14 protein-coding genes are annotated in these 14602 nt (G+C 55.4%); 3 read left to right on the plus strand and 11 right to left on the minus strand.

Translation table 11 applies throughout. From position 1 onward, the window contains the following. Positions 1–33: 33 nt before the first annotated feature. The 11 genes from ilvB to rpsB all read right to left on the minus strand — a co-directional run bounded on the left by ilvB (position 34) and on the right by rpsB (position 11113). Entirely contained in the window at positions 34–1734 is a 1701-nt protein-coding gene (gene ilvB / locus QMN23_RS12400) for a biosynthetic-type acetolactate synthase large subunit (protein WP_281999640.1), read from the minus strand. A gap of 35 nt (positions 1735–1769) precedes the next feature. Then, a complete protein-coding gene (gene ilvD / locus QMN23_RS12405) occupies positions 1770–3431 on the minus strand; it encodes a dihydroxy-acid dehydratase (protein ID WP_281999641.1) in 1662 nt (553 codons plus the stop codon). A 134-nt stretch (positions 3432–3565) separates the two neighbouring features. Next, complete coding sequence (gene tsaB / locus QMN23_RS12410; protein ID WP_281999642.1) at positions 3566–4258, minus strand: tRNA (adenosine(37)-N6)-threonylcarbamoyltransferase complex dimerization subunit type 1 TsaB; 693 nt, start codon at positions 4256–4258, stop codon at positions 3566–3568. A 1-nt stretch (position 4259) separates the two neighbouring features. After that, a complete protein-coding gene (gene rseP / locus QMN23_RS12415; RefSeq protein WP_281999643.1) occupies positions 4260–5336 on the minus strand; it encodes an RIP metalloprotease RseP in 1077 nt (358 codons plus the stop codon). 35 nt (positions 5337–5371) lie between these two features. Beyond that, entirely contained in the window at positions 5372–6529 is a 1158-nt protein-coding gene (locus tag QMN23_RS12420; protein WP_282003893.1) for a 1-deoxy-D-xylulose-5-phosphate reductoisomerase, read from the minus strand. 9 nt (positions 6530–6538) lie between these two features. Beyond that, positions 6539–7336, minus strand: a complete 798-nt coding sequence (locus QMN23_RS12425; RefSeq protein WP_432613106.1) for a phosphatidate cytidylyltransferase — start codon at positions 7334–7336, stop codon at positions 6539–6541. A gap of 41 nt (positions 7337–7377) precedes the next feature. After that, a complete protein-coding gene (locus QMN23_RS12430; protein ID WP_281999644.1) occupies positions 7378–8118 on the minus strand; it encodes an isoprenyl transferase in 741 nt (246 codons plus the stop codon). A gap of 121 nt (positions 8119–8239) precedes the next feature. Then, the gene (gene frr, locus QMN23_RS12435; protein ID WP_281999645.1) at positions 8240–8797 is read right to left on the minus strand and encodes a ribosome recycling factor; all 558 of its coding nucleotides are present in this window, start codon (positions 8795–8797) and stop codon (positions 8240–8242) included. A 1-nt stretch (position 8798) separates the two neighbouring features. Continuing rightward, positions 8799–9518 carry a UMP kinase gene (gene pyrH, locus QMN23_RS12440; protein ID WP_281999646.1) on the minus strand — a complete coding sequence of 240 codons (720 nt, stop codon included), beginning with the start codon at positions 9516–9518 and terminating at the stop codon, positions 8799–8801. An 84-nt stretch (positions 9519–9602) separates the two neighbouring features. Then, positions 9603–10253 (minus strand): translation elongation factor Ts, encoded by a 651-nt coding sequence (gene tsf, locus QMN23_RS12445; RefSeq protein ID WP_281999647.1) that lies wholly within the window; start codon positions 10251–10253, stop codon positions 9603–9605. An 86-nt stretch (positions 10254–10339) separates the two neighbouring features. After that, positions 10340–11113, minus strand: a complete 774-nt coding sequence (gene rpsB, locus QMN23_RS12450; protein ID WP_281999648.1) for a 30S ribosomal protein S2 — start codon at positions 11111–11113, stop codon at positions 10340–10342. 203 nt (positions 11114–11316) lie between these two features. Between rpsB and lptF the strand changes: the two genes are divergently transcribed. From lptF to QMN23_RS12465, 3 genes are all read left to right on the plus strand, one after another. Further along, complete coding sequence (gene lptF / locus QMN23_RS12455; protein ID WP_281999649.1) at positions 11317–12486, plus strand: LPS export ABC transporter permease LptF; 1170 nt, start codon at positions 11317–11319, stop codon at positions 12484–12486. Continuing rightward, entirely contained in the window at positions 12483–13562 is a 1080-nt protein-coding gene (gene lptG, locus QMN23_RS12460) for an LPS export ABC transporter permease LptG (protein WP_281999650.1), read from the plus strand. The genes lptF and lptG overlap by 4 nt, the downstream gene beginning before the upstream one ends. Before the next feature lie 80 nt (positions 13563–13642). Further along, positions 13643–14599, plus strand: a complete 957-nt coding sequence (locus QMN23_RS12465) for an IPT/TIG domain-containing protein (RefSeq protein WP_281999651.1) — start codon at positions 13643–13645, stop codon at positions 14597–14599. Positions 14600–14602: the final 3 nt, after the last annotated feature.

Here is a 14602-nt window from a genome sequence, read left to right on the forward strand (position 1 = left end):
TAGATCACTGCGGCTAAGAGTCGGTCCGACGTATCAGGCGTTCAGCACCATTTCATTCAACGATGCGCCGGCGGGCACCATCGGCAACACCTTCTCCTCCCGGGCAATCTTGAATTCCATGATCACCGGCCCCGGCGTAGCAAAGGCCTTTTTGATCGTCTCTTCCACTTCATCGGGCTTCGTTGCCTGAAATCCCTTCGCGCCGAAGGCTTCGGCCAGTTTGATAAAATCGATGGGAAGTTCGAGGCAGGTCTGGGAGTACCGTTTGTCGAAGAACAACTCCTGCCACTGCCGAACCATCCCGAGGAAGTTATTGTTGAGGATGCAAATCTTGACCGGGAGCCGATTCTGGACCAATGTCGCCAATTCCTGCATGTTCATCTGGAAACCGCCATCGCCGCAGATAGTGATAACCTGACGGTCGGGAAAGGCTGCCTGCGCCCCCATGGCAGCGGGCAAGCCGAAGCCCATGGTGCCAAGACCTCCCGAAGAGAGCAGCGTCCTCGGCTTGGTGAAGGTGAAGAATTGAGCGGTCCACATCTGGTGCTGACCGACGTCAGTGGCAATTATGGCATCTTTATCACTCAGTTCGCGGAGTTTCTGGATGACGAACTGGGGCTTGATGATCGACGAGGTCTGCTTGTAACCGATGGGATGCTTCTCTTTCCAGGCCGCAATCTCCGCATGCCACGGTTTCAACCCGGCCCGATACTCTTCGATCTTGCTCCCATGCTCTTCAACCGCTTTGAGCATCTTACTCAGCACGTCTTTCAGCTGGCCAACGATCGGCAGGTCGACCCGCACATTCTTACGAATGGAAGTTGGGTCAACATCTATATGGATAATCTTGGCATGCGGGGCAAAGGTGGCAATTTTCCCCGTTACCCGGTCATCGAAGCGGGCACCTGCCGCTATCAGCAGGTCACAATTGGTGACTGCCATATTTGCGAAATAGGTACCATGCATCCCCAACAGCTTGAGTGAAAGCGGGTCATCTTCCGGGAACGCGCCAAGCCCCATCAGCGTCGTCGTAACCGGGATGCCCATCTGGCGGGCCAAAGCACAGAGATCCTCGGAGACATCGGCGGAAATCACTCCCCCCCCGACATACAGCACCGGCCTCCGTGAGGCAAACAGCATGGCGACAGCCTTTTCAATCTGCCGCGGGTGCCCCTCGACGGTCGGCTTATAGCTGCGCAGTTCGATGCTATCGGGGTAGTGGAAAGTGTCGGTAGCAATCTGCACATCTTTGGGGAGGTCAACCAAAACCGGGCCCGGCCGGCCGGATCGGGCGATATAGAAGGCCTTTTTCACGATAGTCGGAATATCCTTCACATCCTTGACCAGGAAATTGTGCTTGGTGCAGGGACGGGTGATCCCGACGATATCCACTTCCTGGAATGCATCGTTGCCGATCAGCCCCGTTGGCACCTGGCCGGTAATCACGACCAGCGGAATTGAATCCATGTAGGCAGTGGCAATACCCGTGACGGTATTGGTGGCACCCGGCCCGGAAGTAGCGATGGCAACGCCTACCCGTCCCGTTGCCCGCGCATAGCCGTCGGCAGCGTGAACCCCGGCCTGTTCGTGACGAGGCAGAATGTGCCGGATTTCCCTGAAATTGAACAACTCGTCATACAGATTAATGACGGTACCACCGGGATAGCCAAATACGGTATCCACCCCTTCAAGCTTGAGGCATTCAAGGAGGATGCGCGCTCCTGTCATCTTCATAAAAAACCTCCCTCGGGAGAAATCTAGGAAAGAACTTAGTCGGCGGTCGTGACGGCTCCGGTATAAGCCGAGGTAACAACCTTGGCGTACCGGGCGAGCCACCCCGTCTTGATTTTCGGCTCGGGAGGACTCCAGCGCTTTTTCCGCTCGAGGAGCACAGCGTCATCGACTAGAAGCTCGAGTCGCCGGGACGGAATATCCAGCAGAATTCTATCGCCCTCTTCGACCAGAGCGATGGGCCCCCCTTCCGCTGCCTCGGGAGAAACATGGCCTATGCAGGGGCCTCGCGTCCCCCCGGAGAAACGACCATCGGTAACGAGCGCCACGGAATCGCCGAGTCCCAGCCCCATGAGGGTGGCCGTCGGAGCCAGCATTTCTCGCATGCCGGGGCCCCCTTTCGGCCCTTCATAGCGAATAACTACCACGTCGCCGGCGACGATTTTCCCCCCCATCAGGGCACTCATCGCCGTCTCTTCAGAATCGAAACAGCGGGCGTTCCCTTCGAATTTCATCATGGCCTGTGAGACACCGGACTGTTTGACAACCGCACCTTTCGGCGCCAGATTGCCGAAAAGGACCGCGATGCCCCCTTCTTTTTTAACCGGGTCGGTCAGGGGATGGATGACCCGGTCATCCACCCTTTCGACCGTCGAAATGAGCTCTTTCGTCGACAGGCCCAGCACCGTCGGACTGTCCTTGATCAAACCGTCAAGCTGCTTCAACACCCCGAGGACCCCACCAGCAGCGTCGAGGTCTTCCATAAAATACTCGCCGGCCGGGTTCATGGACGCAAGCTGCGGCGTCTCCTTTGCCAGCAGATCAAAGGTTTCGAGCGGCAGTTCGACCCCGGCTTCGCGGGCGATAGCCAACAGATGCAGAACCGTATTCGATGAACCACCGAGAGCCAGGTCAACCCGGATCGCGTTTTCAAATGCATCTCGGGTGAGGATTTGTCGCGGCGTAACGTTATTCTTTACCAGATCCACGATCCGCTCGCCCGAGGCAAAAGCGATCCGCCTTTTCAGGGCCGACACGGCCAAGGCAGTACCACAACGTGGCAGACTCATCCCAAGAGTTTCCGTCAGGATAGCCATCGTGTTAGCGGTGAAGAGCCCCTGGCAAGACCCCATTCCGGGGCAGGCATTATCTTCGCAAACCTTCAGCTCTTTATCATCAATGACCCCAGCCTTGTAACGGGCCATCGCCTCAAATGTATCGGTAACAAAGGAGAAGCGCCGGCCGGCATCGCCGCGGCCGGCCATCATGGGGCCTGCCGTCACGACGATGGCGGGAATGTCAAGCCGGGCCGCCGCCATCAGCATCCCGGGAGTAATCTTATCGCAGTTGGTCAGGAGCACCAATCCATCGAGCCGATGCGCCTCAGCGACCGATTCGACCATGTCGGCGATCAATTCCCGTGTCGGCAGGGAATAATGCATCCCCTTATGCCCCATCGCAATACCGTCACACACGCCGGGAATACCGAAGAAAAACGCGTAACCGCCGCCGGAATGGACCCCTTTTTCGATAAAACGCTCAAGATCTCGCATCCCGACGTGGCCGGGGATCAGATCGGTAAAACTGGTCGCGACCCCGATAAAGGGCTTTTCCAGTGCACTGTCGGGAACCCCCGTCCCCTTGATCAGAGCCCGGTGGGGAGTTCTTTCCAGTCCTTTCTTGATTGTATCGCTCCGCATAATAAACCTCGCCATCCAGATTAGCCCTGAGTCCATCCGGGCATGTTCGGTCAAAATCGCCGGGAACATGCCGACAAAGGTAAAGTGTGAAAATAATACATTCAGTCAGAGCTGTCAACTTCTATAAAATGGCGTTATAGCGTTTCGCTCCGCTGCTTTGCCAGTTCGGCCTCGGACGGGCGGATGTAGGCGGGATTGAGTAACGGCAAGGGGATCGAGTTTCCGGCGCGGAGCTCTTCGAGTGCCAGAACGCCTCCGGCAGAGGCACGTGGCTGGTGGCAACAGTCCGGCGCAAAAATTGCCCGCTGGCCCAACATCGCCTCGATCAGTTCACGATAACGAAGCGCCCCCTCGCCGAGAAAGATCGTCGGCTCGGAAATCTGCGCCAAAAACCGCTCGGGGGGAGCGACGGTATCGGGAACAAGCGATTGCGGCAACGGATTGCATCGGTAAATGCCGGCATAGACCTCATTTTTCCGGGCATCGTACATCGGGCAGACCGGGAGGGTCGACAGGGGAAGATTCATGGCGAGGAGTGCCAGCGAGGAAAAACCAGCTACCGGTGTGCCGGTGGCAAGTGCCAGTCCTTTCACCGTCGCAACGCCGATGCGAACGCCGGTGAATGAACCGGGACCAAGTGCCACACCAAAGCAGTCCAGATCCTTCAGGGACAAACCCGAGTCGGTCAAGACCAACTCTGTCGCCGCCAGCAAACGTTCCGACAGTGTCCGTTGGCATTCGACGAGATATTCGGCCCGGGTTCGGCCCGCAACGCTGAGCGCAACACTGCAGGTTGCAGTCGAAGTGTCGACCGTCAGTACGTTCACGTTATCCTTGTCCCACGATATAACGGACGATGTCGTTGTAAAATGCCAGTACCATCAGTCCCAGCAACAGGGCGAGACCGACCTGCTGGGCAATTTCCCGGGCCCTCATGCTAACCGGCCGGCGAAAGACGAGTTCCCAGAAATTGAACACGAGATGACCGCCGTCGAGAATCGGAATCGGCAGGAGGTTCAAAACTCCCAGGTTGATACTTAGCAGCGCCATGAACGCAAGGAAGCTGACTACACCCGCCTCTGCCTGCTGACCGGCCATCTTCGCAATCATTATCGGTCCACCGATGGTGTTGAGAGGAACGGCGCGTTCAACGATCTTTACCAGCGAAACAACTGTCAGCTCGATAAAATTCCAGGTCTGCCCGCTCCCCTTGAGCAGAGCGTCGACCGGTCCGAACCGGTCAATAACGGTATCGCCTGCGGCAACGATTCCGATCACCGGCGAAGTTACAGTTTCGCCGAAGATATTCTTGCCGGTTCGGCTTTCCGGGACGACGCGAAACGTTTTGACCTGCTCCCCGCGCTTCACCTCGATTTCCAGCGGGGCACCCTTACTTTCGGCGATAACAGCCGCCATGTCATCCCATCGGGAAACCTTTTTACCGTTAATCGACAGGATCTGGTCGTTCGTGGCAATTCCGGCGCGGGCCGCCGGCTTGTCCTTTACCACTTCGCCGATCCTGGTCGTTGTTGCCGGCACCCCGATCATGAATATCACGATAAAGACCAGCCAGGCGAAGACAAGATTGAAGCACGGACCGGCAGCAACGATGGCAATCCGCTTCAAGGGAGGTTTCCCGGCAAAAGAGCGGGCCTTTTCTTCCTCGCTCAACTCCGCCTCGCCCTCCTCGCCTCCTTCACCGACCATTTTCACATAGCCGCCAAGAGGGAACGCGGAAATCAGATATTCTGTTTCGCCTATCTTCTTGCCGACGACCTTCGGGCCGAAGCCGAGAGAAAACTTTTCGACCCCGACCCCGGCCAGCTTGGCAAAGATGAAATGGCCCAGTTCGTGGACAAAGATTAGAATACCGAGGACAACAATGGCGGAAACTACACTGAGCATGGTACCCCTTTCGGACAGCCGGGAAAACCGCCGGACTAGGAAAGCCCCATCACTTCGCGCCCCTTGGCCCGTGCCCACAGATCGACCGACAGCACGTCTTCGATTGTGGTAAAAGCACGAGGCTCATGGGCATCCATGGTTTTTTCGATGTAGGATGATATCTCGGTGAAACCAATTTTTCCCTTGAGGAATGCTTCGACGGCCACTTCATTGGCAGCATTCATCACCGCCGGCATGCTTTCGCCGGCGGCAAGCGCCCGATAAGCCAGCTGCAACGCAGGGAAGCGCCGGTAGTCGGGCTGGTGGAATGTCAGTCCCGAAAGAGCCGTCAGATCGAGTGGCTTGACACCGGTGGCAACCCGTTCGGGATAGGTCAGGGCGTAGGCAATGGGTGCCTTCATATCTGGGACGCCAAGCTGGGCCATAACGCAACCGTCGGCATATTCAACCATCGAATGGATGATGCTCTGGGGATGGATATTGACAGCGATCTGTTCTGCAGGCACATCGAAAAGCCAGCGGGCTTCAATAACCTCAAGTCCCTTATTCATCATGGTTGCCGAATCAATGGTAATTTTCTGCCCCATACTCCAGTTTGGATGATTCAGAGCATCGGCCACCGAAACATGCGCCAGCTCTTCCAGAGGACGATTCAGAAACGGTCCGCCCGAAGCAGTCAGGATGATCCGCTTGACATCTTTGCGACTCTGTCCCTCCAGTGATTGGAAAACCGCGCTATGCTCGCTGTCAACCGGATACAGCTCGACCCCGTGCTGCTTGACCAGCTCCACTACCAGACGACCGGCAGTGACTAGGGTCTCCTTGTTTGCCAGAGCAATATCCTTACCGGCACGGATTGCCGCAACCGTAGGGACGAGGCCGGCCGCCCCAACAATCGCGGCAACCACCATCTCCGTCTCTGCGGCAGTGGCGGCGGCAATCATCCCTTCGACACCGTAATGAATCTCCGGTTTTGGGCCCTCAAGCATCCGCTCGAGCTTTTGGGCCAGGTCGTCCGTCAGCACGCTCACGATGCGCGGCTGAAATAGCGCCACCTGCCGACAAAGCAAATCGAGATTATTTCCAGCGGTAAGCGCAACTACCTGAAAACGGTCGCGATGGGCGGCGACAATTTCAAGCGTACTTACCCCGATTGAACCGGTGGATCCGAGAATAGTTAATTTTTTTGTCATCAGCAAACCCTACCCCAAACGTTCAGTAACGACGAAAAGCGCATAATAGTAGATGACCGGCGCGGCAAACAGAATGCTGTCGAGACGGTCGAGAATTCCGCCGTGGCCGGGAACGATCACCCCGGAATCCTTCACACCAAAGCTTCTCTTCAGCAGCGACTCGAACAGGTCTCCAACCTGACCGAAAGCCCCGGCAACCAGAGCCGTCACGATGCAATCGACAATGGCAAGCTGCGGGAAAAAGGTGGCCCTGGCAATCAAGGTGCCGGCAAGACTTCCCAGCAGACCGCCGATTGCCCCTTCGACGCTCTTATTGGGGCTGACGATCGGATAGAGCTTCCGCTTCCCCAGATTGGAGCCGGTATAGAAGGCGGCAGTATCGCCGGACATAACAATAATGAGGAGCAGGAAAATCCATTTGACGCCATCCGGCAAACCATGGAGCCACACCAGATGAACCAGCAGTATTGGTACGTACAGTATACCCATTACCAAAAGCGCTGCTTCGGCGGCTGAGGCCTTAATGTCGCGGATGCTGAACAGAATGCGGATACCAAAGAGCAGCAGGAACGCAGTAAGGAAAAATGTGACGGGCGACAGGCGATCGGGAGGCAGTGACACCCAATGGGGAAATCCCGGACCGGCGAGGATAAGGGGGATCATGGCACCGAACAGTGCCGCCATAACCCCATCAATCTTTCGGTCCGGCAGAGCCATCCGATAAAACTCGCCAAGACCGAGCAGACAGAGAAGCGCGACGAAGCAGACGAACAGGAAATGACTCCCCTTCAGAATAAGGAGAATCAGCAACGGCAGGGCAATTGCTCCGGTGATGACTCTTTTAATTGTCAGCTCCTCTTATTGACTTGATCGCTGGTCCGCCCGAAACGGCGCTCACGCGCCTGGTAGACCTTCAAGGCCTTATGCAATTCCGCGGCAGTAAACTCCGGCCAGTTTGCATCAGAAAAGTAAAGCTCCGTATAAGCCAACTGCCAGAGGAGAAAATTGCTGATTCTCATCTCGCCGCTGGTCCTGATGAGAAAATCGGGATCCGGCATATCTCCGGTAAAAAGATACGAAGAGAATAGGTTCTCATCGAGGCGGTCAGCCGCCACGGTTCCGGCAGCGATATCCCCGGCCAATCGTGCCGCCGCCCTGACGATCTCCTGCCGGGAGCCATAGGATAGCGCCAGGGTCAGCACCATGCCATCATTGCCCGCCGTACGGTCGATAGCCTGCTGCACGGCGGCGTTGACATCAGGGGGAAGCTCATCCCGGTCGCCAATAACGTTGAACCTGATATTGTCGGCAATCATCCGAGTGGTTTCGAATGAAATGTATTTCTTCAACAATGACATGAGCGCCTTGACTTCCGTCTTCGGCCTCAGCCAGTTTTCCGCGGAAAAGGCAAACAGCGTCAGATATTTGATTCCAAGTCGGGAACACTCCTCGACAATGACCCTTACCGTCTCTACGCCCTTTTGATGCCCGATAATCCGCTTGAGCATCCGCTCCTGTGCCCAGCGGCCATTGCCATCCATGATAATGGCCAGATGCTGTGGCAACTTGTCAGTTTTGAGCCCGTGCATAAAATCCCTAAAAACAAAAAATCCCCTTTAATTGAGGGGTTAAAGGGGATTAAACCATAAAACCATGGTACACGCAAGAAAAAAAGGGGTTTCGGTTATCCGCCCTTATCGTCGGACGCCGTTAAACCTCCATTACCTCTTTTTCCTTGTGCGCCAGAACGTCATCGACTTTCGCCACAAAACTGTTGGTGACGTCCTGAACGTCTTTTTCACCCCGTTTCAATTCGTCTTCGGAAATCTGCTTGTCCTTCTCGAGTTTCTTAAGCTCGTCAATCGCATCGCGGCGAATATTGCGAAGGGCAATTTTGGCATCTTCCGCAAGCTTTTTGAGCATTTTGACGATCTCTTTCCGCCGCTCCTCGGTCAACGGGGGGATGCTGATCCGGATCGTCTTCCCGTCGTTGGCCGGAGTAAACCCGAGATTGGCGTTCATGATCGCTTTCTCGATGACCGGGATCAATTTTGCTTCCCAGGGCTGGATAATAATCGTCCGCGGCTCCGGCACCGAGAGGGTCGCAACCTGGTTGAGCGGCGAGGGGTTGCCGTAATACTCGACCTTGACTTCATCAAGGAGACCGGTGCTCGCCCTGCCGGTGCGGACCTTCTGGTACTCCTTGCGAAGCGACTCTATCGATTTATCCATATGATTCTTCATATTGGCGATGACGTCTTTGGTCATGTCACTCTCCTTTCACGATGGTCCCGATCTCCTCGCCACACACGACCTTCTTGATATTTCCGTAGGTGGTAACGTCAAAAACGATGATCGGCAGGTTATTGTCCATACAAAGGGAGGTTGCGGTGGCATCCATGACCTGGAGCCCTTTTTTCAGCACCTCAAGGTAAGTCAGGCGCGGATACTTCGAGGCATTGGGGTCTTTCATCGGGTCGGCCGAATAGACCCCATCAACTTTCGTCCCCTTGAGTATGACATCGGCCCCAATTTCCATCGCCCGGAGACTTGCCGCCGTATCAGTCGTAAAATACGGATTGCCGGTACCAGCACCGAAAATCACAATACGACTTTTCTCGAGATGGCGGATCGCCCGCCGGCGGATGTACGGCTCAGCCACTTCCTGCATGGCAATTGCCGACTGGACACGGGTATCAACGCCGATTTTCTCAAGAGCATCCTGCATGGCGAGGGAGTTGATCATGGTGGCCAGCATCCCCATGTAATCGGCGCTGGCACGGTCCATCCCCTTTGAAGACGCCGCAAGCCCCCGGAAGATATTGCCGCCGCCGATAACCAGAGCCAGCTCTGCGCCGGTCTCGGTTACCTCCTTGATTTCCGCGGCAATTGCCTTGATCGTCTGCGGATCGATCCCATACCCCTGATCACCCGCAAGCGCCTCTCCCGACAATTTCAGCAACACACGTTTGTAGTACGGGATTCCCATGGTATGTTCGCCCCTGGAACCGATGGCAGTTTGCCCCGGTCACATGAAAAAGGCCGGCCATGCTCCATGACCGGCCAAGACTGACTAGAGCCCTGCTGCTGCAGCAACCTCGGCAGCAAAGTCCGTTTCCTTTTTCGCCAAGCCCTCGCCCAGCGCATACCGGACAAACCGGCGAACGGAGATATTCTCGCCGATCGCAGCAATCGTCTCGTTCAGGTACTGCTGGACAGACTTGTCGGAGTCCTTGACGTACTGCTGCTCCAGCAGGCAGATATCAGCAAAGAACTTATTAACCTGGCCTTCGATGATCTTCTCGATGATATTGTCGGGCTTGCCGGACTCTTTCGCCTTGGCCCGATAGATATCTTTCTCCCGCTCAATGACGTCGGCCGGAACTTCCTCACGTCTGACATAAAGCGGAGATGCTGCAGCGATATGCATCGCAATATCTTTCACAAATGCCTGGAAATTTTCGTTCCTGGCCACGAAATCGGTTTCGCAATTGACTTCGATCAGCACGCCAATCTTGCCGCCGGCATGGATATAAGAACCGACCATCCCTTCCGAGGCGATTCTCCCGGCTTTTTTGGAAGCAGCGGCAAGCCCCTTCTTCCGCAGATAGTCAATGGCTTTTTCCTGGTCGCCACCGGTTTCGGTCAAGGCTTTCTTGCAATCCATCAGGCCGGCGCCGGTGACTTTACGCAACTCGTTTACCTGTGCAGCTGTAATGCTCACTGTATCCTCCCGGACATGGCCGGCGCATCAACTAGTTGCGCCGAACATGCTGTTCTGAATTTTTATTGGATTTGCGATACGGAAAACTATGCCTCTACTTCTTCGGTTTCGGCGACCGGGGCTTCGGCGGCTACTACCGCCTCTTCGCCCTCGCTTTCGGTCTGTAACTCGGTTTCACGGACCTGTAGCCCCTCGTTAACAGCCTCAGCCATCTTGGAGGTCAACAGCCGAATTGCCCGAATGGCATCATCGTTCCCCGGGATTACGTAGTCAATCGGGTCGGGATCGCAGTTCGTGTCAACGACGGCAACAACCGGAATGCCAAGCTTCTTCGCCTCGTTCACCGCAATCGTTTCATTTTTCGGATCAATTACGAACAGGGCGCCGGGCAATTTGCTCATCCCTTTGATGCCGCCGAGGGTTTTCTCCAGTTTCTGCCGCTCTTTTTCAAGCTGGAGCGCTTCCTTCTTGGTGTAGGCATCGATGGAGCCATCGGCGATCATAGCGTCAAGGCGCTTCAGCCGGTCGATGCTCTGCTTGACCGTGGCAAAGTTCGTCAGCATGCCGCCGAGCCAGCGCTGATTGACGTAATACATACCACAACGCTGCGCCTCTTCACCGATGGCATCCTGGGCCTGCTTCTTGGTCCCGACAAAAAGCATCGTTTCCCCGGCCTGGGCATTTTCGCGGACGAAGTTGTACGCATTCTTGAACAACCGCACCGTTTTCTGCAGGTCGATAATATAAATGCCGTTCCGGGCGCCAAAGATAAACGGCTTCATTTTCGGGTTCCACCGCTTGGTCTGGTGACCGAAGTGTACCCCTGCTTCCAACAGTTCTTTCATGGTAATGTTCGACATACTCTAATCTCCTTTTGGTTTTTCCTCCGCTCCCCCGAAAGCCGGAATCCGCGGGTGCAGACACCACCGGCCGGGCAGGAAGCGTGCGAATTAGAAACAGCCTGTCCATATATCACAGCTGCTGGTTCTTGGCAAGGGCAAAGTGATTCCGCTCCCCTTCATTTATTTACACGCCCTCCGCCTTCGTGTATCATGTCCCTTCCATGTCCAGAATCATCTTCAGGTACATCTTCAAAGAAACAGCCGTCCCCTTTTTTCTCGGGATGGCGATATTCACCTTTGTCCTCCTGATGGGCCGCTTACTTAAATTGGCAGAGCTCGTTTTTGCCAAAGGGGTGCCCATTTTAGACGTCGGCAAGCTGATTTTCTTCATGCTCCCCTCGTTTCTAGTTATCACAATCCCCATGGCTTTTCTCCTCGCGGTCCTCCTCGCCTTCGGCAGGCTGTCGGCAGACAGCGAGATCATCGCCTTGAAGGCAGGCGGAGTCGGTACCGCGGCGATGATGCCACCGGTGTTGACCTTTGCCGCCTTAGCCTATCTGGCAACCACCTTTATTTCCGTTTACGCCCTCCCCTGGGGGAATACCTCGTTCAAAGAGTTCCTCTACGAAGTAATTGAGACCAGGGCCGCCATGAGCATCAACGAGAAGGTCTTCAACGACGATTTCCCGGGGCTGGTAATTTATGTCGATAACTATAACCAGCGGACCCACGAGATCACCGGAATATTGATCCACGACGAACGAAATCCCGAAGAGCCATCAACCATTTTCGCCTCCTCAGGCAAACTGATCACGATCCCCGAGGAACGGACCGTTCGCCTCCATCTGGAGAACGGCAGCATCCATCGGAGTCAGGGCGGCAACATCTACCGGCTCATCGAATTTTCCAGTTACGATCTTCTCGTGACCCTGCAGCAACAGAAAAAAGACTATCGCAACGAGCTTGACCTAACGCTCTCAGAGCTCCTGGCGCACCTCCACAAGCCCGGCGAAGATCCAAAATTCCGCCGCGACGTACTGATCGAGCTCAATAAACGTTTTGCCCTCCCCTTTGCCTGCTTTGTTTTCGCGGTGATCGGCGTACCGCTTGGAATCCAGAATCAGCGATCGGGTAAGGCAGGCGGCTTCTCCGCCGCACTGCTGCTGCTCATGCTTTACTACATCCTGATGTCGGCCGGGAGGACCATCGGCGAAAAAGGGATCGTTCATCCGGCTGTCGGCGCATGGCTCCCCAACGGCTTGTTCATCGCGTTCGGCCTATATCTGCTCCACAAGGCCGCCACCGAACAGCCGATCCCTCTCGTCCAGACGGTCAGCGACCTGCTCCACTGGGCCAAAACGCATCTGGGCAGACAGAGGAGAGATTCTTGAACATTTTGACCCGCTACATCACCGCTGCCTATCTCAAGATATTCACGCTCTGTCTTGCGTCGTTCGTCGTGATCTATCTGGTGATCGACTTTCTGGAAAAGATCGGCAGATTCCTCCGTTATCAACCCCAGTGGCTCCATATCGTCGAGTTTTTTCTCTACAAAATTCCGGAAATCGTCACCCAGGTCGTGCCGCTTGCCGTACTCATGGCGACATTACTCACGCTTGGCATGTTATCGCGCAACAGCGAGATCATTGCCATGCGCGGCTGCGGCATCGGACTCGGCAGAATCAGCATGCCAATCATTGTCATCGCCTGTGTGATCAGCCTGCTGACAATCGTATCGAATGAACTGATACTCCCTGAAACATACCAACAGATGCGCTATATCGAAGAAGTCCTGATCAGGAAGAAAAGCGCCAATACGTTCTTCCGGCAGAACAATATCTGGCATCGCGACAACAACGTGATTCTGATGGCTCGAGCCTTCGACCCGACCCACCAACTCCTCAAAGGGATAACCCTCTGGTATTTTTCCAGTGGGATGAAGCCAATCGAACGCATCGACAGCAACCAAGGCGACTGGGACGGCAAGCAGTGGATTCTCCGCAACGTCACCATCAGAAAGCTTGGCCCCACCGCCATTGCAACGGCCAGCAAAACTTCACGGATGCCGGTTACACTGAACCTCCAGCTCGACGATTTGAAGGTGGTAGACAAGTATGCGGACAACATGGGTTTCTTCAAACTGCGAGACTACATTGACAAACTGAGAAAGGGCGGTTACGAAACCACCCGCTATGAAGCGCAGATGCATGCCAAGATTTCATTACCGTTCGCCTCATTGATCATGGCTTTTCTCGGCATCCCCTTTGCCCTGCGCAGCGGCAGATCCAGCGGCATCGCCCTGGGGATCGGAGCCAGCATCGGGATCGGATTTGCATATTTTATTACCAACTCAATTATTGTATCCTTTGGGCAGACGGGAGTTCTTCCCCCTGTCGTTTCTGCATGGGCCGCCAATCTGATCTTTGCGCTGTCCGGCATCTGGCTGGCGATGACACTCGATCGTTGACGCACACCCTGACGGCGGAATAACCGTTTGTCAGAAGCCGCACTCCTCGTGTCAATTATATCCGGAGACTGGGGGCACCGATGAAAACCATCATCCTTATGTCGTTGTTGGCCTTGGCGATCGCCCTGCCGGTAGGTGCGGCCCCAACGAACGGCGCCGGCAAGCAAATGAAACCCCTCAAAAAAACCATTGAAAAGCCGCCGGCAACGGAGCCGCTCAACATCCTGAGCATCATTCCGGCCCAAGGCGAACCGAATATCACCGTAACCCTGTCGGGCACCGGCTTCACAGGGAAAACGGCCGCGTTCCTCGGCACCAACGAAATTCCGACCACGGTCCAGGGAAACGAAGTGCTCACATTTGTCATCCCGAAACTCGCCCCAGGACTCTATGCCCTGTTTCTCAAACGGGAAGACGGCACCGTCAGCAGAACCTACAACTTTTCGATCTTCGCCCCCAAGCCGTTTATCGATGGCGTTTCCCCCGATACTGTCGACATCTGCTCCGCGACCGGCGAGCGGGCAATCACCATCAGTGGCCGAAACTTCCAGCCAGGTTGCCAGGTCCTCTTCAATGGAGCCGTCGTAAAGAGCAGCTACAACTCTGAGGAATCGATTTCGTTTTCCGTTCCGCCGGCCCCGGGCGGATTGCACAAGGTCCAGGTCAAAAACCCTGACGAATCAATTACCACTCCGGTAACGCTAGCCATCACCGCCACTCCGGAAATATCCAGTGTCAGCATCGGTGAAAGTTCGGTCAACTATTACAAACTGATTATCGACGGCAAGAATTTTCAGCCAGGATCGACCATCGCGGTCGATGAGAGGTACTTTCAGGCCGGGCTCAACGCAGGGGCCGCCAAACGTCTGACAGCCGGAAACCCGAGTACGGGAGAACGGGAGATGCTCATGTATGTCAGTTGTTCGGAACTGGTTTACCAACGTTACCCGGCCGACCCCACCGACAAGGATCTCCGCCTCCAGGTAATAAACCCCAATGGGGAAGCCAGTTCCGTCGTCCAGGTTACTGCGCCATAAATG

Origin of the sequence: Geotalea uraniireducens (assembly GCF_027943965.1) — a bacterium.
Lineage (GTDB): Bacteria > Desulfobacterota > Desulfuromonadia > Geobacterales > Geobacteraceae > Geobacter > Geobacter uraniireducens.